The organism is Micromonospora sp. NPDC003197, from assembly GCF_053590565.1.
The window spans coordinates 1-25,860 of the sequence record NZ_JBSFTE010000009.1 but is presented as its reverse complement, the minus strand read 5'-3'; the positions used below and the strand labels follow the sequence as shown (position 1 = coordinate 25,860).

Annotated in this window: 26 protein-coding genes; 9 read left to right on the top strand and 17 right to left on the bottom strand. The window is 69.9% G+C overall.

All coding sequences use genetic code 11. The features are described from left to right. Positions 1-83: 83 nt before the first annotated feature. Positions 84-740 (top strand): TetR/AcrR family transcriptional regulator, encoded by a 657-nt coding sequence (locus ACWDV4_RS12175; RefSeq protein WP_449977305.1) that lies wholly within the window; start codon positions 84-86, stop codon positions 738-740. 31 nt (positions 741-771) lie between these two features. Here ACWDV4_RS12175 and ACWDV4_RS12170 read toward each other — a convergent pair whose 3' ends face one another. The 5 genes from ACWDV4_RS12170 to ACWDV4_RS12150 form a co-directional block, all read right to left on the bottom strand. Continuing rightward, the gene (locus ACWDV4_RS12170) at positions 772-1,689 is read right to left on the bottom strand and encodes an NAD-dependent epimerase/dehydratase family protein (RefSeq protein WP_449977302.1); all 918 of its coding nucleotides are present in this window, start codon (positions 1,687-1,689) and stop codon (positions 772-774) included. Further along, on the bottom strand, positions 1,686-2,741 hold the full coding sequence (locus ACWDV4_RS12165; protein WP_449977299.1) for a cytochrome P450: 1,056 nt from the start codon (positions 2,739-2,741) through the stop codon (positions 1,686-1,688). The genes ACWDV4_RS12170 and ACWDV4_RS12165 overlap by 4 nt, the downstream gene beginning before the upstream one ends. Before the next feature lie 112 nt (positions 2,742-2,853). Beyond that, positions 2,854-4,338, bottom strand: a complete 1,485-nt coding sequence (locus ACWDV4_RS12160; RefSeq protein ID WP_449977296.1) for a class I adenylate-forming enzyme family protein — start codon at positions 4,336-4,338, stop codon at positions 2,854-2,856. Beyond that, a complete protein-coding gene (locus tag ACWDV4_RS12155) occupies positions 4,338-5,075 on the bottom strand; it encodes a glycosyltransferase (protein ID WP_449977294.1) in 738 nt (245 codons plus the stop codon). Before ACWDV4_RS12155 ends, ACWDV4_RS12160 begins: the two co-directional genes overlap by 1 nt. A 34-nt stretch (positions 5,076-5,109) precedes the next feature. After that, the gene (locus tag ACWDV4_RS12150; RefSeq protein WP_449977291.1) at positions 5,110-6,138 is read right to left on the bottom strand and encodes a 3-oxoacyl-ACP synthase III family protein; all 1,029 of its coding nucleotides are present in this window, start codon (positions 6,136-6,138) and stop codon (positions 5,110-5,112) included. A 108-nt stretch (positions 6,139-6,246) separates the two neighbouring features. Between ACWDV4_RS12150 and ACWDV4_RS12145 the strand changes: the two genes are divergently transcribed. From ACWDV4_RS12145 to ACWDV4_RS12125, 5 genes are all read left to right on the top strand, one after another. After that, positions 6,247-6,516 carry a hypothetical protein gene (locus ACWDV4_RS12145; protein WP_449977289.1) on the top strand — a complete coding sequence of 90 codons (270 nt, stop codon included), beginning with the start codon at positions 6,247-6,249 and terminating at the stop codon, positions 6,514-6,516. Between the two features lie 14 nt (positions 6,517-6,530). After that, positions 6,531-7,943: an NADP-dependent succinic semialdehyde dehydrogenase gene (locus ACWDV4_RS12140; RefSeq protein WP_449977287.1), complete on the top strand. Its 1,413-nt coding sequence runs from the start codon at positions 6,531-6,533 to the stop codon at positions 7,941-7,943. Positions 7,944-8,042: 99 nt separating this feature from the next. Further along, on the top strand, positions 8,043-9,005 hold the full coding sequence (locus ACWDV4_RS12135; protein ID WP_449977284.1) for a TIGR03885 family FMN-dependent LLM class oxidoreductase: 963 nt from the start codon (positions 8,043-8,045) through the stop codon (positions 9,003-9,005). Between the two features lie 96 nt (positions 9,006-9,101). Next, positions 9,102-10,676, top strand: a complete 1,575-nt coding sequence (locus ACWDV4_RS12130) for a Na+/H+ antiporter (protein WP_449977281.1) — start codon at positions 9,102-9,104, stop codon at positions 10,674-10,676. After that, positions 10,673-10,930 (top strand): UBP-type zinc finger domain-containing protein, encoded by a 258-nt coding sequence (locus tag ACWDV4_RS12125; RefSeq protein WP_449977278.1) that lies wholly within the window; start codon positions 10,673-10,675, stop codon positions 10,928-10,930. Before ACWDV4_RS12130 ends, ACWDV4_RS12125 begins: the two co-directional genes overlap by 4 nt. Before the next feature lie 67 nt (positions 10,931-10,997). Here the strand turns inward: ACWDV4_RS12125 and ACWDV4_RS12120 are convergent, their stop codons facing one another. The 8 genes from ACWDV4_RS12120 to ACWDV4_RS12085 form a co-directional block, all read right to left on the bottom strand. Next, complete coding sequence (locus tag ACWDV4_RS12120) at positions 10,998-11,531, bottom strand: GNAT family N-acetyltransferase (RefSeq protein ID WP_449977276.1); 534 nt, start codon at positions 11,529-11,531, stop codon at positions 10,998-11,000. 85 nt (positions 11,532-11,616) lie between these two features. Continuing rightward, positions 11,617-11,934: a hypothetical protein gene (locus ACWDV4_RS12115; RefSeq protein WP_449977274.1), complete on the bottom strand. Its 318-nt coding sequence runs from the start codon at positions 11,932-11,934 to the stop codon at positions 11,617-11,619. Next, positions 11,931-12,860, bottom strand: coding sequence for a zinc metalloprotease (locus tag ACWDV4_RS12110; protein ID WP_449977271.1), 930 nt, complete (start codon positions 12,858-12,860; stop codon positions 11,931-11,933). The genes ACWDV4_RS12115 and ACWDV4_RS12110 overlap by 4 nt, the downstream gene beginning before the upstream one ends. After that, on the bottom strand, positions 12,857-13,249 hold the full coding sequence (locus ACWDV4_RS12105; protein ID WP_449977269.1) for a hypothetical protein: 393 nt from the start codon (positions 13,247-13,249) through the stop codon (positions 12,857-12,859). Before ACWDV4_RS12105 ends, ACWDV4_RS12110 begins: the two co-directional genes overlap by 4 nt. Positions 13,250-13,288: 39 nt before the next feature. Then, positions 13,289-13,600 (bottom strand): hypothetical protein, encoded by a 312-nt coding sequence (locus ACWDV4_RS12100; protein ID WP_449977267.1) that lies wholly within the window; start codon positions 13,598-13,600, stop codon positions 13,289-13,291. Positions 13,601-13,873: 273 nt separating this feature from the next. Continuing rightward, positions 13,874-14,332 carry a GNAT family N-acetyltransferase gene (locus tag ACWDV4_RS12095; protein ID WP_449977264.1) on the bottom strand — a complete coding sequence of 153 codons (459 nt, stop codon included), beginning with the start codon at positions 14,330-14,332 and terminating at the stop codon, positions 13,874-13,876. Between the two features lie 10 nt (positions 14,333-14,342). After that, on the bottom strand, positions 14,343-15,245 hold the full coding sequence (locus tag ACWDV4_RS12090) for an SRPBCC family protein (RefSeq protein WP_449977262.1): 903 nt from the start codon (positions 15,243-15,245) through the stop codon (positions 14,343-14,345). Beyond that, entirely contained in the window at positions 15,242-15,619 is a 378-nt protein-coding gene (locus ACWDV4_RS12085) for a hypothetical protein (RefSeq protein WP_449977260.1), read from the bottom strand. Before ACWDV4_RS12085 ends, ACWDV4_RS12090 begins: the two co-directional genes overlap by 4 nt. 279 nt (positions 15,620-15,898) lie before the next feature. Between ACWDV4_RS12085 and ACWDV4_RS12080 the strand changes: the two genes are divergently transcribed. After that, a complete protein-coding gene (locus ACWDV4_RS12080) occupies positions 15,899-16,645 on the top strand; it encodes a PP2C family protein-serine/threonine phosphatase (RefSeq protein ID WP_449977257.1) in 747 nt (248 codons plus the stop codon). Here ACWDV4_RS12080 and hrpB read toward each other — a convergent pair whose 3' ends face one another. The 4 genes from hrpB to ACWDV4_RS12060 form a co-directional block, all read right to left on the bottom strand. Then, the gene (gene hrpB / locus ACWDV4_RS12075; protein WP_449977254.1) at positions 16,646-19,195 is read right to left on the bottom strand and encodes an ATP-dependent helicase HrpB; all 2,550 of its coding nucleotides are present in this window, start codon (positions 19,193-19,195) and stop codon (positions 16,646-16,648) included. Positions 19,196-19,327: 132 nt separating this feature from the next. Then, complete coding sequence (locus ACWDV4_RS12070) at positions 19,328-20,158, bottom strand: SigB/SigF/SigG family RNA polymerase sigma factor (RefSeq protein ID WP_449977251.1); 831 nt, start codon at positions 20,156-20,158, stop codon at positions 19,328-19,330. A 318-nt stretch (positions 20,159-20,476) separates the two neighbouring features. Next, positions 20,477-20,752, bottom strand: coding sequence for a hypothetical protein (locus tag ACWDV4_RS12065; RefSeq protein ID WP_449977250.1), 276 nt, complete (start codon positions 20,750-20,752; stop codon positions 20,477-20,479). A gap of 108 nt (positions 20,753-20,860) precedes the next feature. After that, the gene (locus tag ACWDV4_RS12060) at positions 20,861-22,960 is read right to left on the bottom strand and encodes a HelD family protein (protein WP_449977247.1); all 2,100 of its coding nucleotides are present in this window, start codon (positions 22,958-22,960) and stop codon (positions 20,861-20,863) included. 108 nt (positions 22,961-23,068) lie between these two features. On the opposite strand from ACWDV4_RS12060, the gene ACWDV4_RS12055 reads away from it, so the two are divergent. Beyond that, on the top strand, positions 23,069-23,698 hold the full coding sequence (locus ACWDV4_RS12055) for a TetR/AcrR family transcriptional regulator (protein ID WP_449977244.1): 630 nt from the start codon (positions 23,069-23,071) through the stop codon (positions 23,696-23,698). Between the two features lie 261 nt (positions 23,699-23,959). Beyond that, positions 23,960-25,255, top strand: a complete 1,296-nt coding sequence (gene tyrS / locus ACWDV4_RS12050; RefSeq protein ID WP_449977241.1) for a tyrosine--tRNA ligase — start codon at positions 23,960-23,962, stop codon at positions 25,253-25,255. The last annotated feature ends 605 nt before the right edge of the window (positions 25,256-25,860 follow it).

The window sequence follows — 25,860 nt, the reverse complement described above, 5'->3', positions numbered from 1 at the left end:
TCTAAGTCACGTGGCTTACAAAGTTGCAATCGGGTACCTTGACCTCGATCACATGGCACTCATGCACCAGGAGGCACCTGCGGATGGCCCGGTCAGAGGCGGCTCGGACCGCACTGCTCGACGCGGCGGAACGTCTGTTCGCCGAGTCGGGCATCGCGCAGGTCTCCGACCGCAAGGTGGCCGAAGCGGCCGGCAACACCAACCACTCCGCCGTGCGTTATTACTTCGGCGGTCGCGAGGGCCTGTTGCGAGCACTGATCGAGCGGCAGATGGTCCTGCTGGAGGAGCCCCGCCGGGCGATGTTCGAACATTCCGACTCGGTCCTGGGTGACGTGCGCAGCCTCGTGGTGCCGGCCACGGACGCGCTGGCCGAACTGCCGCCGCCAACCTGGCGGGCCCGGTTTCTGGCCCAGGCCTTCTCCGACCCGACGGCAGCGGTACTGATGCGCCAGGCCGCGGCATCCACCCCGACCGCGACGCTCATCGCCCGTTCACTGGCATCCCGGCTCGCTCATCTGGACCCCGGTGTGGTGGCCGCCCGGGCCAGTCTGATCACCCGGATCGCCGCCTGGGCCTGCGCCGAGGTCGAGGCACGCGCCGAGCAGGACGGGAAGGATCCGCGTTGGCACTCGGTGGGCGACTTCCTGGCCGACGCCATCGCCGGGATGCTGGCCGCCCCGATCAGCAAGTCGGGGCGTAGGAACCCATTGACCGAGACTCCGCTGCGGTTGGCGCCATAGCTGTCGAAAAACCTCGAACTGGCGGTCCTCGTCAACGAATCGACGCCACGAAGTCATCGAAGCAGTGGCGCGGCCGCCAACCCTGTGCCCTGGCCCGGGAAATATCCAGCACCACCCCGTGGGCGAGCTGGTCGATCGCGTACCGGGTCAGGGTCGGCGGACCTGACCCAGGCAGTCGGGCCCGCGCTGTCGCCAGTCCCGCCGCCGCCACGGCCAACCCGACCGGCACGTGCACCACCCGCGCCGGCCGACCGAGCGCGGTCAGCGCGCTCGCCAGCACCGCGTCCCGGGAGTACGCCCGTTCGTCGGTGATGTTGTAGGCCCCGGCCGGCCAACCCGACGCGGCCAGACACGCATCGGCCAGGTTCTCCACCGCCGTCAGGGAGAGCGTCACGTCAGGACCGGGCAGAAGCAGATACCGACCGCGGACCGCCCCCAGCAGCCGGGGCAACAGATGCGGGTCACCGGGGCCGTACACCGCCCGGGGGCGCAGCACCACCGCCCCCGCTGCCAGCGCCAACCGTTCACCGGCCGCCTTGGTCCGCCCGTACGCGGTCAACTGGCCCTCGACCGGATCGTCCTCGGTGATCCGGTCCCGTCGTAGCCCGGGTCGATAGACGCTCGCGCTGCTCACCCAGACCACCGGACGCTCCCCGGCGGCGGTCAGCAGCCGGGCGGTCCCATCCACGTTGACCGCCTGGAACGCCCGTTCGGCGGCCCGACCAGGGGCCGGATCGCCGACGGCGGCGGCCAGATGTACCACCAGATCGGCCCCGGCGAGGTCAGGCACGGCCTGCGCGGCGTCCCAGAACACGTGCCGGCCCACCGGCCCGGGACGCCGGCCCAGGCAGAGCACCTCGGCGCCGGCCGTCGCAGCGGCCCGGGCCACCACGGCACCGCAGAAGCCGCTGGCACCGGTGACCGCCACCCGTACCCCGGTCAGGTTCATCGGCGGTCTGCCCGGATCACCAGACTCGCCCAGCTGGGCAGGGCGGCCCGCCGGTCCGCCCGGGCCCGGACCACCACCGGCCGGTACGCGGCCAGTGCCGCCAGCGTGTCGGCCAGTTGCGCCCGGGCCAGCCGGGCACCGGGGCAGGCGTGCGAGCCGGCACCGAAGACCAGTTGGGCGACCCGGGCCGGGGCCGGCTCGGTGTAGTCCGGCCCGGACCGGTGGGCGTCGACCGCATGCCGCGCCACCAGCACCAGCCGATCGCCGGCGCGTACCGGGCAGTCGCCGACGGTCCCGGAGCCGGCCGCCACCCGGGGCAACAGCGGACTCGGTGCGGTGACCCGGAGCAGCTCGGCGACCAGCACCTCTCGGGTGGCCGACTCGGCGGCCCGCTCCCACAGCCCGTCGTCGGCACACCAGGCGACCGCCCGGGGCAACGCGGCCACGGTGGTGTTGACCGCGGCCACCGCCAGCATCCCGGCGAGCCCCGCGTTCTCCCCCGAGGTAGCGGCCGCGTCGGAGCTGCCGGACTTGAGTAGGTCGGTCAGCCGGTCGGCGGCGAGCCGGGCCGCGCGGTCCTGACCCGGCCAGCGCGGCCCAGGTAGCTGCTCGTGGGCGGTCGCCGCTGCGGCGTCCCGGGCCGCCTGGGCCAGCAGGAGCGGATCGACGTCAAGGTCGAGCAGCGCCGCTGTGGTCGCCCCGGCCAGCTCCGCCGCCAGCGGTACGAGGTCGACGTGCCGACCGAGCGCCAGCGGAGCGAGCCGTCGGTCCAGCACCTTCCGCCAAACTGGTCGCAGCCGGTCGACTCCGGCCGCGCCGAGTCCCTCGTGGATGCTTCGTCGGGTGCCCCGGTGCGCCGTACCTTCCTGGTCGAAGAGCAGCCCCTCGGCCTCCAGCCGCCGCGCCGTGCCCCCGGTGGTGCCGGCCGCCACCCGGTCCAACGGCACCCGGGTCAGTCCGTCAAGGTACGCCTGCCGGTCGTGCACCAGCACGGTCCGCCCCAACCGCAGCACCGGCCAGCGCCGGGTGGCCGACAGCAGCGCGAACAGCACCGGATGACTACGCAGATAGACGCGCCGATCCCTCCGCCGTGCGGTTAGGAAGGGCCCCTTCCTATCGTTTTTTGTAGAGGAAGGGGCCCTTCCTAACACCGAAGCGAGCACCTTAGCCACGGGGCGGCCGCCAACCTGCCTCCATCGCCGCTGCCAGCGTGGCAGTGGCGGTACGGTCCGGCTTACGGGACCGCCCCGAGGTCGGTACGGCGCAGAAGTGCACCGCGTCGGGCCGGGCCGCCCCCATCCGGGCCAGTACGGGTGCCAGGGCCAGGCGGAGCTGTCCCGGGTCGGCGCCCGGTTCGGGCTCGACGACCGCGATGAGTCGTTCGTCCCCGTCGCCGGCCGGTACGCCCACCAGCACGGCCAGGTTGACCCCGGGTATGTGCAGCGCCGGCTCGTACAGGCCGGGATAGATGTTCTCCGCCTCGCGCAGGATCATGTCCTTGCACCGGCCGGCCAGCACCACCCGGTCCCCGGCCAATCGGGCGACATCCCCGGTCGCCACCCACTCGTGCGGCTCCTCGCCAAGGTAGCGGTCCGATTTGCCCGGCCCGGCGAGCAGCAGCTGACCGTCCGGGTCGAGCCGGGTGCGTACGCCCGGCAGTGGGGTGCCGACGAGATCCCCGTCTTCGGTGAACGCGGCTTTCTCGGTGGCTTCGACAGCGGCGGCGGGGAACATCTCGGTGAGCGCGTACACGCCCCAGGCCTGACTCGCCCCGGCCTGCCGGGTGCGGGCCAACAGGTTGGCGCTGACCGGCGCGGATCCGCTGTAGAAAGCGCCGCAGAGCTGGGGTGACTCGGCCAGCAGCGCGCGTAGTTGCGGTGGGGTGAGATAGCTGGCCTGCGGTTGGAGCCGGGGGATCTGGCGGGCCAGCACCCGGGCCGACCGGGCCGGCAGGGCGACCGGTGCGCCGCTGGCCAGGGCCGGAACGAGGACGAAGAAGGTGCCGCCGAGCACCGGTTGGTTGGGCTGCGGGTGGACCAGTTCGGTGACGGACCGCATCGCGGCGGCCAGCCCGGAGCGGCGGTGTACCACCGCCCGGGGCCGGCTGGTGGTGCCCGAGGTGAAGATGATCACTGCGTCACCGTCGTCGGTGCGCCGGTCCGGCAGCGGTCCACCGGTGGGGCGTGGTCGCAGGGCCGGGGCACAGCCGGGCAGTCGCCGGCCGGCGGTCCGCACCGGACCGAGGCTGGCCAGGTCCGGTAACTCCAGGTGGGCTCGGCGGGCCAGCGGGCGGGCCCAGCCGGCGACGGCCTGGGCCGCGGCGTCGGCGACCACCAGCGCGGGTCGGGCCAGCGTCAGCCGCGCGGCCAGCACGTCCGGCCCGGCGGACGGGTCGAGTACGGCCACCCGCAGGCCGAGCCGGTACGCGGCCAGCATGAGCGACAGCGACCGGGCACCGGGGCGTACCGCCAGCCCGAGGGTGTCCCCGGCGGCCAGCCCGTGGTGGTGCAGTGCGGCGGCGTAGCCGTCGGCGAGGTCGATGAGTTGCCCTCGGGTGGCGGCGACCCGGGTACGACCGGAGCGGCTGGCGGTCAGCAGCGCCGGTCGGTCGGGGTGACGACGGAGGGTGGCGTCCAGTTCGTCCAGCATCAGCGTGGGTCCGGGGTGAGGGGGCCGCAGCCCTTGTCGAGGTACCAGGCGGCGGCACGGCGCAGCCCGTACGCCCGCAGTCGGCGGGTCGAGTTCTCCACCACCATCGTCCGCTCGTGGGTGATCGTCGTTGTCACCCGGCGGACTCGGTTGAGGAAGGTCCGGTCGGTGGGGGAGGGACGCCGGGGCATTCCGCCGCTGGCCAGGTAGAGGGTGGCGGTGATGGCCATGTTGTTGCCGGCGTGCATCCGGTAGGGCACCCGGTAGGTCGGGCCCCGGTGGTCGGGGCGCAGCCGGCCGAAGAGCGACGCGATCGTCACCACCAACCGGAACCCGAGCCGGCCCAGCGGCCCGTGTTCGTCGCGGCGGGCGGTGAGCCGGCCGCAGACCATGCCCGCCCCTGCCGCGAAGGCCCGGCGGGCGGCGGCCACCCAGCCGGGGGATGGCAGACAGTCCGCGTCGGTACGGGCGAGCAGCCGGGCGCCGTGCGTGATGGCATGGCGGAACCCGGTGTCCACCGCGCAGCCGACCCCCTTCTCCGGTTCCCGGATCACCTGGACCGGCATCGGGGCGTGTGCCGTGAACCGGCGGGCCACCTCGGCGGTGCCGTCGGTCGAACCGTTGTCCACCACCAGCAGGGTGAAGTCGAGGTCGGACTGGGCGGCCAGGGCAGCTAGCGTGTCGCCGAGCCGGTCGGCCTCGTCAAAGGCGGGCACGATCACCCACAGTTCGGTCACGACGTCTCCCCACACAGGACGAACCACAGTTCGGTCACGACTTCTCCCAGACCATGGTCATCAGGCTGACCCCGCCGCCGAGCCCGACGAAGAGCACCCGGTCGCCGGGGCGTAACCCCGGATCGATGCGGGCCAGTTGTACGCCGAGCGTGGCGCTGGCCATGTTGCCCAGTTCGGTGACGGTGACCTCCAGCTTCTCCTTCGGCACGCCGGTCACCTCGACGAAGCGTTCCAGGTAGGGCAGGGTCACCTGGTGCACCAGCACCTTGGCGTAGTCGGCCCAGTCCAACCCGGTGCGTTGCCGTACCCGGTCCAGGATGTCCGCACCGATCTGCTCGAAGACGCCCCGCAGGGTGTGCCCGTCACCGTGGAAGTAGGTGTGTTCGTCGCCGCGCGGATGGCGGGAACCACCACCCGGGATGCCGCCCACCGTCCAGTGCTCCGACCAGGTCTCGGTGTCGACGTCCAGGATGCCGCCGGTGGCGACCGGCTCGACCACCACGGCCGCACCGGCGTCGCCGAAGGTGTAGCCGGCGAAGGCGGACCGTGCCTGAGTCGGGTCGGTCAGCTGCCAGCGCATCGCCCGGGTCGGGGTTTCCCCGGTCACCACGAGGGCCCGGCGGGCCCGGCCAGCCAGGATCGACGACCGGGCGACGTCGATGCCGTTGAGGAAGCTGTTGCAGGCGTTGGTGACGTCCAGCGCGTGGGCCCGGCCGCCCAGTTCGGCCTGCACGATGTGCGCGGTGGCCGGCTCGACCATGTCCCGACTGGCGGAGGCGAACAGCAGCAGGTCGACGTCGGTCGGGGTCAGGTTGGCGGCGGCCAGGGCCTGCCGGGCGGCGCGAACAGCCAGAGTTGAGGCGTACTCGTCGTCGCCGGCCATCCGCCGGTGGTCGATCCCGGTCATCCGGGTGAACAGGTTGGCGGGCAGTTCGAAGCCGCTCGCCCGCGCCACCCGGGCTTGGAGTTCGGCACTGTCGACGACCTGTTCGGGCAGGCTCACCCCGACTGAGGTGATACCCACCGACGACTCGACGGGGCGGGGCGGGGACAGATGGATCATGCCGTTAGCTTTCCGAGGGGAGGGGTGGCCGGGGATGAGTAGCCGTGCTCATTTCGACCAGGCCAGCAGCTCAGGTTAGTCGGAGGCCAGGCTGGGTAGTTCGGCCAGATGGCCGCGAAACAGCAGCCCCGAGGGGCGAAAGGGACAGTAGGACATCCGTACAGCGCATTGAATCTGCGTCTGGTGCTGGCGTCGTTCGGTCTGGTGATCAGCGTGGTGCTCGGGGTGCTCGCGGTGCGGGCCGACTTCCTCGTGCTGGGCGTGATCCTGTTCGTGCTCGCCGTGGTGGCCATCGTCGACCTGGTGGTGGTGCAGCTGCGCCGACGGGCTCGCCGGCGGGAGGAGCCGCCAGGCACGCGGCACTCGCTCTTCGAGTGACAGGAGTACGGCACATGTCGATCGCCACCATCAATCCGGCCACCGGGCAACTACTCAAGTCGTTCGACCCGCTGCCGGACGACCAGGTCGACGCCGCCATCGCCCGCTCGGTGGCGGGCTTCGCCGCGCTACGCCGGAGCACCTTCACGCAGCGGGCCGGCTGGCTGACCCGGGCCGCCGACCTGCTCGACGCCGAGCGCGACGACATTGGCCGGCTGATGACCACCGAGATGGGCAAGACGTACGCCTCGGCGCAGGCGGAGGCGGCCAAGTGCGCCGCCGCCTGCCGGTTCTACGCGGCCAACGCCGAACGCTTCCTGGCCGACGAACCGGCCGACGCGGCGACGGTCGGCGCCACGAAGGCGTACGTCCGCTACCAGCCGCTCGGGCCGGTGCTGGCGGTGATGCCGTGGAACTTCCCACTCTGGCAGGTGCTGCGGTTCGCCGCCCCGGCCCTGATGGCCGGCAACGTCGGCCTGCTCAAACACGCGTCGAACGTGCCACAGACCGCGCTCTACCTCGACGAACTGTTCCGCCGGGCGGGCTTCCCGGACGGCTCGTTCCAGACACTGCTGATCGGCTCGAAGAGCGTCGAGCGGATCCTGACCGACCCCCGGGTACGCGCCGCCACGCTGACTGGCAGCGAGGGGGCCGGCCGGGCGGTGGGGCGTACCGCCGGACAGGAGCTGAAGAAGGTCGTACTGGAACTGGGCGGCAGTGACCCGTTCGTGGTGATGCCCTCGGCGGACCTGGACCGGGCCGCGCAGACGGCGACCACTGCCCGCTGCCAGAACAACGGTCAGTCCTGTATCGCGGCGAAGCGGTTCATCGTGCACACCGACGTCTACGACGCGTTCGCCGAGGCGTTTGTGGCCCGGATGTCGGGGTTACGCGTGGGCGACCCGATGGCCGCCGACACCGACGTCGGGCCGCTCGCCACGGAGCAGGGGCGGGCCGACGTCGAGGAGTTGGTGGCCGACGCGGTGGCCCAGGGGGCGCGGGTGCTCTGCGGCGGGCAGCGGCCTGACGAGGCCGGCTGGTGGTATCCCCCGACAGTGGTCACCGAACTCACCCCGCAGATGCGGATGTGGTCGGAGGAGGTGTTCGGTCCGGTCGCCGGCCTCTACCGGGTCTCGTCGTACGAGGAGGCGATCGAGGTGGCCAACGGCACCAGCTTCGGTCTGGGCTCGAACGCCTGGACCCAGGACCCCGAGGAACAGGAGCGGTTCGCCACCGACCTCGACGCGGGCAGCGTCTTCATCAACGGGATGACCACCTCCTTTCCCGAGCTGCCGTTCGGCGGGGTGAAGAACTCCGGGCACGGTCGGGAGCTGTCGGCGTGGGGTATCCGGGAGTTCTGCAACATCAAGACGGTCTGGGTGGGCTCGGGTACGGCCTCGGCCAGCGCAGGCGCGCACAGCGAATAGGGAACAGCGAGTAGGCAACAGTCGGAGCGCGCGGCCGGTGATGGTCGATTGCGGTCGGGCCGGCGTAATGGACGGCTGCGCCGGGTAGGGACCTCCGGCATGACGACGTACGGCTTCCACGCCTCCCACGAACAGATCCACCCCGCCGAGCTGCTGACCGCCGTGCAGCATGCCGAGCAGGTCGGGTTCGCCGCTGCCATGTCCTCCGACCATTTCTCGCCGTGGAGCGCCCGCCAAGGACAGTCCGGCTTTGCCTGGTCCTGGCTGGGGGCCGCGCTCCAGGCCACCTCGCTGCCGTTCGGGGTGGTCAACGCCCCGGGGCAGCGGTACCACCCGGCCATCGTGGCCCAGGCCATCGGCACGCTGGCGGCGATGTACCCGGGACGGTTCTGGGCGGCGTTGGGCACCGGCGAGGCCAGCAACGAGCACATCACCGGGACCGGCTGGCCCCGCAAGGACGTACGCACCGCCCGGCTGCGCGAGTGCGTGGCGGTGATCCGGGCGTTGCTGGACGGCGAGGAGGTCAGCCACGACGGACTGGTCACGGTCGACCGGGCCCGGTTGTGGACCCGCCCGGAGCAGCCGCCCGCCCTGGTCGGCGCGGCGGTCAGCGAGGCAACCGCCCGCTGGTGCGCCGAATGGGCCGACGGGTTGATCACCGTCAACGCCCCGGTGGATCGGCTCCGGCGGTTGGTCGACGCCTATCGGGACGCCGGCGGGCAGGGGCGGATCTTCCTCCAGGTGCACCTGAGTTGGGCACCCGACGAGGCCGCGGCGGCCCGATTGGCGTACGAGCAGTGGCGCAGCAACGTCTTCGCGCCGCCGGTCTGCTGGGACCTGGAGATGACCGACCACTTCGACATCGTCTCTGCGGACGTACCGGCGCAACAGGTGGCCGAGGTGGTCAACGTCTCCGCCGACCTGGGTCGGCACACCGCCTGGCTGCACGAGTACGCCGAGCTGGGCTTCGACGAGATCTACCTGCACCACGTCGGCCAGCGGCAACGCGAGTTCCTCGACGCGTTCGGTGCCGACGTCCTGCCCGCGCTGAAGATCACCTGACCTGTGCTGCCCGTGCGGCAAAATCGGCTGACCGTGCGGCCTGAGCTGCGGCTTGACTGGCCAGATCCGACCCCAACGGACGCTTAGGCTCACGACGTGGATGCACTGTTCGAGGTCGTCCTCTTCCTGGCCATCGCGATGCTGGGTGCTGCCCTGGCCCGTCGGCTCGGTGTGCTCTCGCCGATCCTGCTGGTGGTCATCGGCCTGGTGCTCTCGTTCGTACCCGGCTTTCCACAGGTGAGACTTGACCCGGAACTGGTGTTGACCGGGATCCTGCCGCCGTTGCTGTACGTCGCCGCACTGGAGACCTCGGTGCCGGCGTTCCGCTACAACCTGCGGCCCATCCTGCTGCTCGCCGTGGGCTTGGTGATCTTCACGGCGATGGTCGTGGGGCTGGTGGTGTACGCGCTGCTGCCCGGCGTACCGCTGGCGGTGTGTCTGGCCCTTGGCGCGGTCGTCGCTCCACCGGACGCGGTGGCCGCCACTGCGGTGGCCCGGCGCATCGGCCTGCCCCGGCGGGTGGTGACCCTCCTGGAGGGGGAGAGCCTGATCAACGACGCCACCGCGCTGGTCCTGCTCCGGGTGGCCACCGCGGCGGCGGTCGGCTCCGCCGTCGGCATCGGCGACGTGGGCACGGAGATCCTGGTGTCGGCTGGTGGTGGCATCGTCGTCGGCGTGGTCGGGATCGCCGTCTTCGGGTTCCTGCATCGGCGCACCCGGGACCCGATTCTGGACAACGCCCTGTCGCTGATCACCCCGTTCGTGGTGGTGCTGCTGGCCGAGGCGTTGCACGCCTCCGGCATCGTCGCCGTCGTGGTGACCGGGCTCGCGCTGGGCCACCGGATGCCGGTGCTGATGTCCGCCGCCTCCCGGTTGCAGATGAACGCGTTCTGGCGGCTGGCCAAGTTCCTGCTGGAGGGCCTGGTCTTCCTGCTCGTCGGGCTGCAACTGCGGGAGATCGTCATCGGCCTGGACACCCCCGGTCCGATCCTTGTCGGAGTTACCGCCGCGGTGCTGGCCACCGTCTTTCTCACCCGTTTCCTCTGGATCTTCCCGGCCACCTACCTTGGTCGGCTGGTGCCCCGCGCCCGGCGACGTGGCTCACTGCCGCCATCCGGGTTTCCGATCGTGATCTCCTGGGCCGGTATGCGTGGCGTGGTTACCCTCGCGGCCGCGCTCGCCCTACCGATGACCCTGGCCAGCGGCAGGTCCTACCCACGGGAACTCTTCGTCTGGCTGGCGTTCGCGGTGATCGTGGCGAGCCTGGTGCTCCAGGGGGCCACCCTGCCCTGGCTGGCCCGGCGACTGAGGCTGCCGCCGGACGACCCGGTGCAGGACGCGCTCTCCGCCGCCGGGGTGCAGCAGCAGGCCGGCCGGGCCGCCCGGGAACGGCTGGACAGCATTGCCGACAGCGCCCCACCAGCCGTGGTCGAACGCCTCCGCGAGCTGATCGACCAGCGCAACAACTCGGCCTGGGAGCGGCTCGGCGGTGACGAACAGGAAACCCCGTCCGAGGCGTACGGCCGACTCCGGCAGGAGATGATCGACGTGGAGCGTCAGGTCTTCCGTAGCGCCCGTGACGAGGGGCGCATACCCGAGGAGGTGCTCGTGCGGGCCTACCGCGACCTGGACCTTGAGGAGTCGCTACTTCGTCGTGGGAGCGCCGGATGAGCTGCGGACATCTCGTCGAGGCGAACTCGCCCCCGCCGCGTACCGTCGAGGGCTGCCAGGAGTGCCTGGAGATCGGCTCCCGGGACTGGGTGCATCTACGTGAGTGTCTGACCTGCGGCCAGGTGAGCTGCTGTGACTCGTCGTCCTACCGGCACGCCACCGGGCACTTCCACCGCACCGGCCACCCGGTCATGCGCTCCGCCCAGCCGGGCGAATCATGGCGGTGGTGCTACGTGCACGAGGAGATCGGCTAACCGCTTTGGTGTTAGGAAGGGCCCCTTGTTATCACTTTTTGTAGAGGAAGGGCCCCTTCCTAACACCTCATCCCAATCGCCGCTCCAGGAGTTGGCCCGGCCACTGCCGATCCGGCAGATCCACCAGGAAGCCCTCGGTGGCGGTGAAGCCCTGGCGTTCGTAGTAGCGGACCAGGGCGCCGTCGTCACCGGCGTAACAGTCGACGCGTAGGAGGCCGACTCGGTTGTCGCGGGCGATTTGTTCGGCATGGGCGAGCAGCCGAGTACCGATCCGCTGGCCCTTGTGCGCTCGGTCGGTCACCAACAGATTGACGTACACCTCAGGCTCGACCGGCGGTGGGACGTACGGCATGGCCGGGCCGACAGCCAGCGCCCCGACCGCCCGATCTCCCAGTACGGCGAGGTGTAGACCTCCGCTGGCCGCCCATCCCTCGACCTGGCTGATCCGGAGGGGGTTGGTGGAGTGGGGCTTGGTGCCCCACTGCCCGGTACGTCCCTGAGCGACCAGCCACCGGGTGGCACCATCGAGCAACTTCAACACCACAGAGACGTCGTCAGCGCCCCCGGGCCGGATCCGTAGCGAATCATGATCGTTAACCACGCCGCCATGCTTGCACCTTGTGTGAGGTGTTAGGAAGGGCCCCTTCCAAGGCAGAAAGCGATAACAAGGGGCCCTTCCTAACCACTCAACCCCCGGGGCGCAAGCACAGTACGTCGTCATCCACGGTGACGATGGCGAACCGGCCTCCGCTGCTGCCGTTCGGGTAGGTCAGTTCGAGGCAGTGGCCGGCTTCGTCCGTTTGCCATTGGCCAGGTGAGCAGGCCGTGGCGTCGGTGGGGCCGGGGCGGTGGTCCACGAAGGTGCCATTGGGGTGAAACTCGATACCGTCGCGACCCCGAGCAGGCGGCAACGGTCGATCAGCCGGACGGTAGACCCGTACCTCGTCGGTGTCCTCTTCGCGTACGTGCACCCAGCGGCGGAACAGCGCGTCGGGCGGGGTCATCGGGGCGTCGCCGTTACGCCAGACACCAGGCTGGCCCGGGGACCGGCCAGGCAGGCGGCCATCCGAGCAGCCTGGCCACCGGTGAACATCACCATCGCATCGTCGTCGACATAGTCCATGAAGTTCATGAACATGTCGCCGTCCGGGCCGTTGTCACAGCTCATCGTGGGCCAGCGGGGTTTACCGTAGTTGGGGCCGCCCTGGTTGGGGGTGTCGGCGACGAAGTCGTCGCCGTTGCAGCCCTCGCCGTCGTCGCCCCAGATGTGCCGCAGGTTGAGCCAGTGCCCTACCTCGTGGGTGGTGGTCCGGCCGCCGTCGAAGGGCGTGGCGGCGGTTCCGGTCGTACCGAAGCAGGGATGCGTGACGACCACCCCGTCGGTCGCCTCCGGTCCGCCGGGGAACTGGGCGTAGCCGAGTATCCCGCCGTTGAGCTGGCAGACCCAGATGTTCAGGTACGTCCCGGCCGGCCACGGGTCGGCACCGCCGGTCGTACCGGATTTCACCGCGTCGTCGGTGTCGAAACCGGCGGTCGCAGTCTGGGTTCGGGTGATGCCGGTGGTGGGATTCCCCGCCGGGTCGGTGGTGGCCAGCGCGAATTCGATGCGGGCGTCCGCGGGCGCTGACTGCCACACCAGGGGTACGGCGGTCACGTCGGCATTGGTCCGTCGAAAGTCCGCATTGAGTACGACGAGTTGGCTGTGTATCTGCTCGTCGGAGATGTTCTGCGTCGGGTCGGACCAGACCACGTGTACCACCGCCGGGATGCGTACCACCTCGATCCGTCCTTCGGGCCGACGGCGGCACTCCCGGAAGGTGAAGTCCTCGACTTCGGCGCGGCTGGTCGCGTACTCGGGGAGGGTGTCGAGCAGCCGGCGGTGTACGGGCATGGTGCCACAACGCCGACGGACATCGAGCGAGTTCGTCATCGGTCGATTGTGGCAAGGACCGGATGCAGCCGACCGTCGAATATCCGGACCAGCTCGGCCAGACGAAGCGCCGGAACCGGCCACACCGGGGGTGCTGAGCTGGAATCCTGAAAACCGTGGGAACCGACACCGCACCGCAGCGTGAGCACGCCCGGCAGACCTCCGGCGACCAGTCGACGGGAGGGGAGGACGTGCTGCTGGACGTACCGGTCCTCAACGTAGACGCGCTCGACTTGGAGGGGAGCGACATCCGGTTGCGGGTTTCGCTCCATGCCGAGGTGCTCAACCTGGTTCGGCTCAACGTTGGCGTCGACGCATCGCTCGGCCAGGTCCGCTTGGACGTGCGCGGGGTGCAGGCGCAGGCCCTGCTGAAGGTACGGCTGGACCACATCACCGAAATCCTGAACCGGGTGCTGACGACAATCGAGTCACATCCGGAGATCGTCAAGCCGTTGACCCAGAGCACTGGGCAGGGTGGCCAGGGCCAGCAGGGCCAGCAGGGCCAGGGGCAGCAGGGTGGCCAAGGCCAAGGTGGCCAGGGCCAGGGGCAGCAGGGTGGCCCGGGCCAGCAGGGCCAAGGCCAAGGTGGCCAAGGCCAAGGTGGCCAGGGCCAGCAGGGCCAGGGCCAGCCCCAGCAAGGCCAGGGCCAGCCCCAGCAAGGCCAGGGCCAGCCCCAGCAAGGCCAGGGCCAGCCCCAGCAAGGCCAGGGCCAGCCCCAGGGCGGTCAACAGCAAGAACAAGCGCAGGAAGGTCAACAAGCGCAGCAGCAAGGTGGCCAGGAGGGGCAAGACGGCGGCGGACGGCCGATCGAGGCATGCGCCACGGTCGACCTGGAGAGCCGGCGGCGGGACGATGCGACCCAACGCCAGGAGAGGCCGGCCTCCGCGCGGGACCAGGCCGGAGAGCGGTGGCGTTACCAGGGGCTGCCCCGGAGGGCCCGTCGGCGCTGGTGACGGCAGGGCATCCCGCGGATTTCCCGGCCTCGGCTGATCAACTGTTGAGCCGCTGGTCAATCAACTGTTGAGCCGGGCCAAGGCAGGCTCGCGCACCATGAACACGTCCACCGGGTCCTCGGACTCAGGGGTGAACCCGAGCCGCTCGTACAGCCGCCGGGCTGGGCTGCCCTGCAGCACCTGCAGCCGGACCAGGGTGCCATCGCGGTCGCACTGCTCCAGCAGCCCGCGCAGTACGGCCGTACCGATGCCTCTGCCCTGCAGGTGCGGGGTCAAGTAGAGGTGCTCCAGCCAATGAGCGTCCTCGGCCGGCCGTAGTGACACGCAGCCGGCGAACGCGCTGCCCACTTCGATCACCCAGGTGTGCGCCGGTACGAACCGGTCCCGCAGACGCTGCCGCACCCACTGCTCGTCGTACCGCCCGAGCCGTTCCAGATCCGCCCGCAGCACCACGGCCCGTAACTCGGCCACCGCCTCGACGTCCGCCACCGAAGCTTGTCGAATCTCCCAGTCGGCCATGATCAACAGGCTACCGGGACGAGTCGCCTGCCGGCTGGTTCGTTGCCGAAGCGTCGGCGCACTCGGCTTCGGCCTGCTCTTGGCGGCGTGCAGCCGCATCGTCTTGGACGACCTGGCCGTTGCGGATTTCACCACGCCAGCCCTGCGCCTGGTCGGGTCGGAGCAGGGTCTCTGTCATGACATGTCGGACGAACCGTTTGAGTTCGAGGCGGACCCGGCGGCCCTGTGCCCGCCACAGGTTGCCGGTGCGTTCGATGAGTCCGTGCGGGTGGTACTCAAGGACGACCAGGATGCGGGTCAGGTCCGGTGTGACCTCGTGAAAGCTCACGGTGCCGTCGACGGCCCCCTTGTCCCCGTGGGACCGCCAGACGATGCGCTCGTCAGGCACTTGTTCGAGGATGGTGGATTCCCATTTCCGGTGGGACCAGAACACCTGCGCCTTCCAGGTGAGCCGCTCATCGGACTCCTGCTCGACACCTTCGACTTTCTTCATGAAGCTGGGGAAGTCCTCGAACTGCGTCCACTGGTTGTAGGCGACCCGGACCGGTACTCCCACGTCTATCGACTCGACGATGTCGGTGACCCTGGTGGTCCGACGCTTCTCCCGATGGTCCCGGTGGTCGTGGCCGAACGTCCGGTGGAGTTGTTCCCGGCCACCCGCCAGCCCAGCATTCAGTGCCGCGTTGACCGGCGAGCCGCCTTCCTTCAGCTTTTGACCGGCCGCTGCGGCTGCGGCGTGGCCGGCACCATCGCTCGTGCCGGCGTAGTCGGTCAGTCGGTTGGTGACTGCGCCGATCCGGTCGCTGAGCATCGACGCGGTACGTTCACCTGCCGCGCTGATCAGGTTGTGCAGTCCGTCGAGGAGTTTCTCGGTGACCGAATCGCCGGTCGACGGGTTCGACCGCTGGTTCATTCGGTTCCCCCTGTCCGACCAGCCTGCGGGCCACCCTGGTTCGACCCGTCCTCCCGCCTCGACCTTCCTCCTTCGCGCAGTGCCTCGGCGCTGGCGTTGAGTCGTTCGGTGAGGAGGTCGACCGGTTTCCCGATGGCGGTACGAGCGGCGGCCTTGCCCGCGTTGCCGAGCCGGTTCAGGGGGCCACCCCCACCCGCCGTCTTTCCGGCCGTTTCGCCATCGGATCGGCCGTCGAGCAGACGTGCCGCCGGCCCTTTGCCGAGTCGACCGGTAGCTGCCGCCACTCCCAGGACGAGCGCGGTCCGCAGCTTGCGTCGTCGCCCGAGTAGGTACCCGACACCCATCGCCAGCGCAATGTTCCCAGCCCGATTCATGATCGCTTCTCTCGTCGCCCCGCTGTAAAGCTGAGTATCCGTAACGATGGCCTGGCCAGGGGGCGAAATGCGGCGAAGGGGCCTGGTCGAGGGGCCCTCCCGTCCAGTTCATGATCGGCGGGGCGGCGATGTGCCAGGCGGCCGTAGATCAGCATATTCGTGACACGCATATCGCTACGTGCCACCATCTAGTGACTTATCGTTACTTTTGTTTGGTCAATGTCACGCCACGGTGATCTACTAGAGACATCTCGCGTTCCGTTTGGCAGGCTGCGTGCCATGACCCTGAAGCTGCGTTCCGCGGCGGTGAGCCACCGTGGCCTGATTCGGAGCGGAAACCAAGACTCGGTGCATGCCGGACCATGGCTTCTCGCAGTCGCCGACGGGATGGGGGGCATGGCCGCTGGCGACCTGGCCAGCACGATCGCCATTGAGGCGATTTCCCCCTTGGACGTGGAGACACCTGAGGACGCCCTGGTGGCGCGGTTGCAGGAGGCGGTCCAGACAGCCAGTGCCCGGATTCGGGCAGCAGTGGCAGAGGACGCGGAGCGCCAGGGAATGGGCACCACCCTGACCGCACTGCTGTTTGCCCGTACCGGAAGTTGCTTGGCCCTGGCCCACGTCGGCGACTCCCGGGCCTACCTGCTGCGCGACGGTGTACTGAAGCAGATCACCCGGGACGACACCTTCGTCCAGATGCTGGTCGACGAGGGGCTGATCAGCCTCGAGGAGGCGAGCAGTCATCCACGTCGGGCGGTGGTTACCCAGGCGTTACAGGGTGAGGATGTAGCTCCCACCTACTCGACGATGGTGCCCATTGCGGGGGACCGGTGGTTGCTGTGCAGCGACGGCCTATCCAACGTGGTGCGGGCGGACACCCTCGCCGAGGCCCTCATCTCCTACCCGGACCGGCAGGCGTGCGCCGAACGCCTGGTGGATCTCGCCCTGCGGGCCGGCGGCCCGGACAACATCACCGTCGTGGTCGGGGACGTCACCGCCGAAGCCGGTGAACGCCCGGCCAGCTGATCACTGACGGCGCGGCTGGACCCGGCGGGTCGGTACGGCGGTAGTCGGATCCTCCGGCCACGGGTGGCGCGGATACCGGCCCCGTAGCTCCGCCCGGACCTGGGCATAGCCGGTACGCCAGAACGATTCGAGGTCGCTGGTGACCGCCACCGGCCGCCCGGCCGGCGACAGCAGATGCAGCCGGACCGGAACCCGGCCCTCGGCGAGCCGGGGCGCGGCACGCCAGCCGAAGGTCTCCTGGAGCTTCACCGCCAGGACCGGTGCCCCGGGATCGCTGTAGTCCACCCGTAGCTGAGAACCGCTCGGTACGCCGATTCGCTCGGGTGCGAGTTCATCGAGCCGGGCGGCCTGCGGCCAGGGCAACAGCCGGCGCAGCGCCGCGACCACGTCGACCCGGCCCAGGTCGGCGCGACGCCGGGCAGTGGCCAGCTCCGGGGCCAGCCACTGCCGGGCAGCGGCGAGCAGCGCCTCGTCGGTCACCTCCGGCCATGGATCGCCGTACGCCTGTCGGCAGAAGGCCAGCCGGGCGCGCAGCGAATTCGCCGACGTCGACCAGGGCAGCAGGGAGAGACCGATCCGGTTCAGCCCGTCGAGCAGCGCGTCGACGATCCGCTCCCGGTTCGGCCGTGCGGGTGGCCGCTCGGCCAGGATCAGCGCCCCGAGCCGTTCCACGTCCCGGGCCACCACATCGTCGCCGGACCAGGCGACCTCCTGCTCGGCATGGAGCAGGGCCGCGCCCGCCTCCCGGACGGTGCCTTCGTCAACGACCGTGGCCAGCCGGATCTGGGCACCACTGCGACCGGGTGCCCGATCGGCCACGGCGATCGCGAGCCACTTTGCCCCGATCAGCGCCGAGCCGGGCCGCAGGTCCGCCGCCGTTCCGCCGGCCATCAGATATGACGTACCTCCCGGCTGACGGACCAGGGCGAGCCGTTCCGGATAGGCGAGGCCGACCAGTAGCCCAGCGGCGAGGTCGTCGGGTAGCGCCGCGTCGGCGGGGTCGACCTGTCGGAGTGACCCGTCGGCCCGCGTTGTCGACTCGGCGGACTCGGCGGCATTCCGGAGGCGACGGACCTCGGCCCGCCACCGTGCGGTTGCGGCGGCATCGACACCGGTGCGTAGCCGGCGCCAGTTCGCCACCAGATCGTCACCGCCGCCAGCACCCACCTCGTCGGAGAGCAGGGCGACAACCTCGGCGGCGCGCTGCGTGCCGACCCGCTCGGCACCATCCAGCAGTGCCCGGGCCAGCCGCGGGTGCGCCCCGATTGCGGCGATGGCCCGGCCGCGTGGTGTTACCCGACCGTCTTGGTCGACCGCGCCGAGCGCCAGGAGGGTCGTGTGGGCTACCCGCATGGCTGCTGCTGGTGGTGGGTCCGGTAGCGCCAGTCCGGTGGCCTCGGGATGGCCCCAGCAGGCGAGTTGCAGCGCGAACGAGGTCAGGTCGGCGACGGCGATCTCCGGCTCCGGATACGGTGCCAGCCGGTCGTGCCCGGCGGCGGACCAGCACCGGTAGACCACCCCCGGTCCCTCCCGGCCGGCCCGGCCGGCGCGCTGGGTGGCCGACGCCTGGGAGACCGGCACCGTGATCAAGGCACCGAGACCACGACCCAAATCGGTACGGGCGGTCCGGCTCAGTCCGGCGTCGACCACCACCCGTACCCCGGGAACGGTCAGGCTGCTCTCCGCCACCGCAGTGGCGAGCACCACCCGGCGGCGGGTTCCGGGGCGCAGTGCGGCGTCCTGGTCCCGACTCGACTGGCGTCCGTGCAAGGGCAGCAGGTCGATGCGGTCACGCAGGTCGGCCAGGCGTCGGTACACCGAGTCGATCTCACCGCCGCCGGGTAGGAAGACGAGCAGATCGCCGTCGGCCTCGCGCACCGCCCGGCGTACGGTCGCGGCCACGTGGTCGAGCAGCCGGGGATCGACCCGAAGTCCGTACGGCGGGTCGACCGGACCCGGTGGTGATGCCCAGATGGTGGTGACCGGATGCCCGACTGACTCGACTCGGATGACGGGTGCCGGCTGCTGTGGGGTGCCGAGGATCACGGCCAGCCGGTCCGATTCGACGGTGGCGGAGGCCGCGAGTAGGCGCAGGTCCGGCCGGAGTGTGGCGCGTACCTCGGCGGTGAAGGCGAGCGCCAGGTCGGAGTCGAGCTGCCGCTCGTGGCACTCGTCGAGCAGGATTACGTCGGTGCCCCTCAGTTCGGGGTCGTGTTGCAGCCGCTGGACGAGCAGACCGGTGGTGACCACCTCGATCCGGGTGTCCGGTCCGGTGCGCCGATCCCCACGTACCGCGTACCCGACGGTGGTGCCGACCGGTTCGCCGAGGAGCGCGGCCATCCGGCGGGCGGCGGCGCGGGCGGCGACCCGCCGGGGCTGGGCGACCACGATGCGCCCGGGGAACTGTTCGGCGAGGGCCGGCGGCACCAGCGTCGTCTTGCCCGTGCCGGGTGGGGCGACCAGTACGGCGGCTCCGCTGTCTTGCAGCATCGAGGTCACCGCCGGCAGAACCTGACGGACAGGCAGGTCGGTCGAGGCGTCGGCGAGCATCCGGCCAGTGTCGCACCGGGCGGCACCAGGACACGAAAGGACCGGGTGGCGCGGCTCCCCCCAGGGCCGGCCACCCGGTCAAGACTTCGGTGGTGGTTCAGTGACCGGTCTTCAGGTCACCATATGGGTGGATCAGAACGCCTCGCTGAGCTGCCCCCGCAGCTTGGTCAGGGCGCGGGCGAGCAGTCGGGAGACGTGCATCTGGGACACGCCGATCTGCTCGGCGATCTGCGACTGGGTCAGGTTGCCGTAGAAGCGCAGGGTGAGGATGCGCTGCTCACGCTCGTCCAGGGTGGCCAGCGCCGGCCCGAGCGCCACCCGCAGCTCGGCCAGTTCGAACTCGCCGTCCTCGCCGCCCAGCATGTCGCCAAGTTCGGTCGCGCGCTCTCCATCGCCGGTGGGGGTGGAGAGGGAGACCGCGTTGTAGGCACGGGCGCCTTCCAGCCCTTCCAGCACCTCCTCCTCGGTGAGGTTGAGGTGGGCGGCGATGTCGGCGACCGTCGGCGAGCGCCCGAGCGTCTGGAGCAGGGAACTGTTGGCCTCGGAGATGCTCAGCCGCAGCTCCTGTAGCCGGCGCGGTACCCGGATGTCCCAGGTACGGTCCCGGAAGTGGCGCTTGAGTTCACCGATGATCGTGGGGATCGCGTAGCCGGCGAAGTCGACGCCCCGACTGGGGTCGAACTTGTCGATGGCCTTGATGAGACCGATCGCGGCGGTCTGGACCAGATCGTCGGTGGGCTCTCCGCGTCCGCTGTAGCGGTTGGCCAGATGCTGGGCCAGCGGCAGCCAGGCCTGGATCGCCCGGTCCCGCAGCGCGGCGCGGGACGGGTGCTTCGCGGGAAGCGCGGCCATGGCGTGTAGCAGGTCGCTGGCGCTGTCGGTAAGCGCGTTCGGGTCGAGGTCGACGTTCGCATTGCTGGTCTGGGTGTCGGTGGCCCGATCAGTCTTCGTCGGTGTGGTCATGTTGGTCCTCCCTGCACCCCGTCCACGGAAAAGGAATGCGTACGCATCGCTTACTAAGCCGTTCAGAGCCAAACCATAACCTGATCGTCCGGCCAAAGTCTAGCCGAAAGTATGATGCATAGAGTTCGCATCTCTATATAAATCGGGCATATGGAGTGTCTTGACGTGCTCGGCAAGCCTCCAGTGAAGCGGTCGGGGGAGTATCGGCGGAAGCTGCGACAGCAGCGGAGGTGACTGCGGTGGGGCTGGTCTCACGCCCATCGCCGGCCGGCCGCGCCGACCGCCGGGGCAGCGCGGACGACCAGGCGAGGGGGTACGTCACTGGCAGGTGAAGTTCGTCGACGACCGGCCACCGGAGAAGGTCACCCGTACGCCGTGACTCGTACCGGGGGTGCAGGTGCCGCCGGTGGAGGAGTGGTCGTTGGCGTCGGGCAGCAGCACGCCGTCGTAGTACCAGCGCTGACTGCTGAGCCCGCTGGGGAGGTAGCAGTCCCAGTAGCCCATCTCGCTTTCGCATTCGACCAGGGACGCTGCCGAGGCTGGTCCGGGCACCAGGGCGGCGAATGCCCCGGCGGCCAGGGCCGCGACTGCCACAGCGGCGATGCCGAATCGTGGCAGCAATGCAGTTAAGTGCCTCGATCGCTGCAAGGGGTGTCACTTTCCTTCACGCACGCCACCCCGATGGGGCCGTGCCTAGCCCGGTCAGCTCTCGAGCGGGGCGGGCAGCCCGCGGGTATGCAGGATGTCGAGCCGGGAGACGGCCCGGGTCAACACCACGTAGAGCCGGTACGCCCCGCGTGGTTCGGCCGCCACGATGGCGGCCGGCTCCACGACGACGACATGGTCGTACTCCAGGCCCTTGGCCAGGGTCGCCGGCAACACGGTCACCCGGGCGGAGCCGTCCGCCTGGTCGGCGGTCGTGGTGTCGACACCGGCCGTACGCAGCGCTTCGGTCAGCGCGGGCAGGTCCCGGTCGGCGGCGATCACAGCGACCGAACCCGGCTGCTCCAGCGCGGCGCGTACGGCCGCCACCGTGGCCGCCGGCAGGTCGGCGACCCGCTCGATGCGCAACTGTCCGTCGGTACGGAGCGAGCGGGACACCGGCACGTCCACGTCGAGTACGGCGAGCAGCCGGTTCGCCAACTCGACCACGGCGGCGGGGACCCGGAAACCGGTGGTCAGCGGCAGCACCGGTGCCTTCGGCTTGCCAAGGTGGACGAGTTGGTCCGCCCAGGTCCGGGCCGCCCACGGGGTGGTTGCCTGGGCCAGGTCCCCGAGCACGGTGAGTGAGCCGTGTGCGCTCCGTCGGGCGATCGCCCGGCACTGCATCGGGGAGAGGTCCTGCGCCTCGTCGACGACGATGTGCCCGAACTGCTCCGGGTGCTCGATCAGTCCGGCGGCCTCGTCGATCAGCACCAGGTCCGCACTGGTCCACGCCGCGCTGCGCGCCTTGACCGGCCGCCGCCAGTGGATCGTGGCCTGCTCGTCAGCGGTCAACACGCCGTCGACGGCCCGGGCGAGCACCGCCGGCTCACCGAGGAGCGACGCGACCAGTTCCTCGGGGCGTACGGCGGGCCACACCGCGTCGAGGAACGCGGTGACCGGACGGCAGCGGCTCATCCGGCGTACCCAGGCGGCACTGGGGGTTTCCCGGGTCTCGGCGTGCCGTTGCAGCAGGGCCACCGTACGGGCGCGTAGCCGTTCCCGCCCCAGGCTGTAGGGGAGCCCTGCGCGGCGTACCTCGACGGTCAGTCGGCGTAGCGCCTCGGTGGAGACCCGCCAGCGGTACGACCCGTCCGGCACGGTCAGCGGTTCGGTCGGTTCGGTCAGGTGGGCGTACAGCGCGCGGTGCAGGACGGTTGCCATCCGTACGTCGTGTTTGATCTCGGCAGCCGGAGTGCTGTCGACCGACCGGACCGGGTGTCGGGCCAGCAGGTCGTCCAGGGTGGCCTGCCGGATGTCGACCTCGCCGAGTGCCGGCAGTACGCCCGAGACGTAGCCGATGAAGGCGGTGTTCGGGCCGAGGACCAGCAGTCCGGAACGGTTCAGCCGGCGCGGATAGGTGTAGAGCAGGTACGCCGCCCGATGCAGCCCCACCGCCGTCTTGCCGGTGCCCGGTGCGCCCTGCACGCACAGTGACTCCTCCAGCCCGGTACGCACCAACCGGTCCTGCTCCGGTTGGATGGTCGCCACGATGTCCCGCATCGGACCGACCCGGGGGCGCTCGATTTCGGCTGTCACCAGCCCGCTGAGTTCACTCTCCTCGGGGAGGTGCCCCGCCGGTCGGTCCAGGTGCTCGTCCTCGAATCCGGTCAGCTCCGCCGGAAGGTTCCTGCGGGTGGTCCAGCCGAATCGGCGGCGGGTCCGTACGCCCTGCGGATCGGTCGCGCTGGCCTGGTAGAACGACCGGGACACGGGGGCCCGCCAGTCGAGCACCAGTGGCGTGCCGGCGGGATCGGTCAGGTGTCGTCGACCGATGTAGTAGCGCTGTCCGTCGTGCTCGCCGGCGGCTGGCGTGCTGCCGAAGTCGAGTCGGCCGAAATAGAGCGGGCTCTCCGGCTCCTCGGCCAGTGCCTTCGCCTGACCGCGCAGCATCCGGCCGAGGGTCTCGGCCGTGTAGCCGTCGCCGGCGATCTCCGCCCCGGTGGCAACCCGTATCCGGGTGGTGTTCAGCAGCAGCTCCAGCGCCGCCCGCGCGGCGGACAGATATCGGCGTTCGTCGGCGAGTTCGCGGTCGAGGTCCGGGCCCAGTCCGGCCTGATCAGGCGTGTGATCACGGTGGCGAGCGTCGGGAGGAGTCATGGTGGGCCTTTCGACGGGCGACGGGCTCGGGCCGCAAAACCTTACCCGGTTAAGAAATTCACTGCGCAAAGTTATTGACCGTGTCTACGAGGTGCTACGGTTTCTGCCGTGCAGACACCGGCCGGACTTCGTGAGCGCAAGCGGGAACGCACCCATCAGGCGATCTCGGCGGCGGCGATCTCGCTGTTCCTGGCGCGGGGATTCGACCGGGTATCGGTGGCGGAGGTGGCGGCCGCCGCGGAGGTGTCCAAGCCCACGCTCTTCAAGTACTTCGCCACCAAGGAGGACCTGGTCCTGCATCGGATCGCCGACCACCGGGGAGAATCCGCCCGGGTGGTACGGGGCCGCAAGCCCAACGAGGCGCCGCTGGCCGCGTTGCATCGGCACTTTCGTGACGGGCTTGACCGCCGGGATCCGGTAACCGGCCTGAACGACGATGCCGAGGTGCTGGCCTTCCATCGGATGGTCTTTGCCACCCCCAGCCTGGTGACCAGAATCGGGCAACACGCCGAGCAGGACGAGTTGGCCCTGGCTGAGGCGCTCGTCGAGGCGGGCCTGGCCGACCTCGTGGCACGACTGATGGCCGGCCAGGTGGTGTCCGGGCAACGCATTCTCGCCCGACGCAACTGGCACTGGCTCGCTGACGGACGCAGTGCCGACGAAATCTATCCGCAGGCCGTTCGCGACGCCGACCAGGCGTTCCGGTTGTTCCGCACCGGCCTCTCCAGCGTCGCCTAGCGATCTGCCAGCCGCCGGCATGGTTTGGCGGCATCTCCAGTGGTGTCTTGCCCGTTGAGGCGCATCAGCCTCCGCTATGCCCCCATTGCTAATTGCTCAGTAAGTACTTACTGCGTGAGCTCCTCGCTCATGCAACGAAACGCGGTGTGCTGGAGATTGCTGGCCAGCCTCCGGGGTTAGCCGGTCACGCCGGGTGGTGCACCGGGCTGACCTGCCAAACCGGGTGCGGCCGAACCGGCCGGATGGGGGAGAATCCTCAGCGTGACCGATAGCAGCCTTACTCCCGCCGGACCTGACGGCGGGGATCAACTGATCGACGACCTCCGGTGGCGGGGCCTGATCCAGGACTCCACCGACCTCGATGAGCTGCAGAGGCAGTTCGCCGGGGGTGCCGTGACGTTCTATGTCGGCTTCGACCCGACCGCGCCGAGCCTGCACGTCGGCCATTTGGTGCAGGTCTTGACCGCCCGTCGACTGCAGCGCGCCGGGCACCGACCGCTGCTGCTGGTGGGAGGCGCGACCGGTCAGATCGGTGACCCCAAGGAGGCGGGCGAGCGAGTGCTCAACCCGCCCGAGGTGGTCGCCGGCTGGGTGGATCGGATCCGCGAGCAGCTGTCGCCGTTCATGGCGTACACCGGGGCGAATGCTGCCACGATGGTCAACAACCTGGACTGGACCGGCGAGATGTCGGTGGTGGAATTCCTCCGCGACGTCGGTAAGCACTTCCCAGTCAACCGGATGCTCGCCCGCGAGGTGGTCAAGGCCCGACTGGACGCCGGCATCAGCTTCACCGAGTTCAGCTACCAGCTGCTCCAGGCCAATGACTTCTTCGAACTGCACCGCCGGCACGGGTGCACGGTGCAGTTCGGCGGTTCCGACCAGTGGGGCAACATCACCGCCGGGGTGGACTACGTCCGGCGGCGTGGGGCCGGCCCGGTCCAGGCCTTCGTGACCCCGTTGGTGACCAAGGCCGACGGCACCAAGTTCGGCAAGACCGAGGGTGGGGCGGTGTGGCTGGATCCGGAGATGACCAGCCCGTACGCCTTCTACCAGTTCTGGATCAACGCCGACGACCGCGACGTGGCCCGGTACCTGCGCTACTTCAGCTTCCGGTCCCGTGAGGAGATCGAGGAGTTGGAGAAGGCGACGGCGGATCGACCGGCGGCTCGGATCGCCCAGCGGGCGTTGGCCGAGGAGCTGACCACGCTGGTGCACGGCGAGGAGGAGACCCGGCAAGCGGTGGCGGCGAGTCAGGCCTTGTTCGGGCGGGGCTCGTTGGACGAGCTGGCCCCGGAGACTCTTCGAGCGGCGTTGTCCGAGGCTGGGTTGGTGCAGCTGACCGAGCTGGCTCCGGTGGCGACGCTACTCAAGGAGTCCGGGCTGGTGGCTAGCCAGAACGAGGCCCGGCGGGCGATCACCGAGGGCGGTGCGTACGTCAACAACGAGCGGGTGTCGGACGTCGACGCGGTGGTGACGCCAGAGGCCTTGCTGCATGGTCGGTTCCTTGTCCTACGGCGGGGAAAGCGCACCTTCGCTGGTGTCGAGCTGGTGGGATAGTCGGACATCGCTGGTGTGACGCGGAACGCGGCGGGCGGATTTGACGATCATTCCGTCCGCCGCGTAACTTTCTCTCTGCCCGCAGGGATACGGACGAAACGGCGCGAAGACGCCGAGAAGGCCGGCCTGAGGGACGACCTCCAGACCTAAGCGGGTAACCGCCGGTGGGGCTGGGTGGGCGGTGCGACACCAGCGATCCGGAGTGCGGGTCGATTTGGAGTTGCGAGACCGACCATGTATGGTTGCAGGTCGGCAGGGCACCGGGCGAGCGAGCGGTTAAGTTGGACCGCCGAGAGAACGGCCTGCAAATTCCAGAGAAATAGCAACGGCGAAATTCGCCGCGCTGATCTGTGGAATGACCAAACCGCTCTAGCGAGAAGGATCCGGTCGAGACCGGATTTGACAGACGAAAGCGGTAAGGTAAAGTACTGAAAGCGCCCGGCGGAAACGGCGGGAGCGGAAAACAACTGAAGCCCCAGAGGGCAGGCTTGAAGGTTCGGGTCGGTTTTCTGGTGTGTGTTTGTTCTTTGAGAACTCAACAGGGTGCTTGATAAGCCAGTGCCAAGTTATGTTTGAACCCCGGCCGGCTGATCTATTTGATTGGT

What these genes read in the sequence shown, in the direction of transcription:
- ACWDV4_RS12175 (WP_449977305.1), top strand. Translation starts at nt 84, where the DNA reads ATGGCCCGGTCAGAGGCGGCTCGGACCGCACTGCTCGACGCGGCGGAA.
- ACWDV4_RS12170 (WP_449977302.1), bottom strand. Translation starts at nt 1,689, where the DNA reads ATGAACCTGACCGGGGTACGGGTGGCGGTCACCGGTGCCAGCGGCTTC.
- ACWDV4_RS12160 (WP_449977296.1), bottom strand. Translation starts at nt 4,338, where the DNA reads ATGCTGGACGAACTGGACGCCACCCTCCGTCGTCACCCCGACCGACCG.
- ACWDV4_RS12150 (WP_449977291.1), bottom strand. Translation starts at nt 6,138, where the DNA reads ATGATCCATCTGTCCCCGCCCCGCCCCGTCGAGTCGTCGGTGGGTATC.
- ACWDV4_RS12145 (WP_449977289.1), top strand. Translation starts at nt 6,247, where the DNA reads ATGGCCGCGAAACAGCAGCCCCGAGGGGCGAAAGGGACAGTAGGACAT.
- ACWDV4_RS12140 (WP_449977287.1), top strand. Translation starts at nt 6,531, where the DNA reads ATGTCGATCGCCACCATCAATCCGGCCACCGGGCAACTACTCAAGTCG.
- ACWDV4_RS12135 (WP_449977284.1), top strand. Translation starts at nt 8,043, where the DNA reads ATGACGACGTACGGCTTCCACGCCTCCCACGAACAGATCCACCCCGCC.
- ACWDV4_RS12125 (WP_449977278.1), top strand. Translation starts at nt 10,673, where the DNA reads ATGAGCTGCGGACATCTCGTCGAGGCGAACTCGCCCCCGCCGCGTACC.
- ACWDV4_RS12115 (WP_449977274.1), bottom strand. Translation starts at nt 11,934, where the DNA reads ATGACCCCGCCCGACGCGCTGTTCCGCCGCTGGGTGCACGTACGCGAA.
- ACWDV4_RS12110 (WP_449977271.1), bottom strand. Translation starts at nt 12,860, where the DNA reads ATGACGAACTCGCTCGATGTCCGTCGGCGTTGTGGCACCATGCCCGTA.
- ACWDV4_RS12095 (WP_449977264.1), bottom strand. Translation starts at nt 14,332, where the DNA reads ATGGCCGACTGGGAGATTCGACAAGCTTCGGTGGCGGACGTCGAGGCG.
- ACWDV4_RS12090 (WP_449977262.1), bottom strand. Translation starts at nt 15,245, where the DNA reads ATGAACCAGCGGTCGAACCCGTCGACCGGCGATTCGGTCACCGAGAAA.
- ACWDV4_RS12085 (WP_449977260.1), bottom strand. Translation starts at nt 15,619, where the DNA reads ATGAATCGGGCTGGGAACATTGCGCTGGCGATGGGTGTCGGGTACCTA.
- ACWDV4_RS12080 (WP_449977257.1), top strand. Translation starts at nt 15,899, where the DNA reads ATGACCCTGAAGCTGCGTTCCGCGGCGGTGAGCCACCGTGGCCTGATT.
- hrpB (WP_449977254.1), bottom strand. Translation starts at nt 19,195, where the DNA reads ATGCTCGCCGACGCCTCGACCGACCTGCCTGTCCGTCAGGTTCTGCCG.
- ACWDV4_RS12070 (WP_449977251.1), bottom strand. Translation starts at nt 20,158, where the DNA reads ATGACCACACCGACGAAGACTGATCGGGCCACCGACACCCAGACCAGC.
- ACWDV4_RS12060 (WP_449977247.1), bottom strand. Translation starts at nt 22,960, where the DNA reads ATGACTCCTCCCGACGCTCGCCACCGTGATCACACGCCTGATCAGGCC.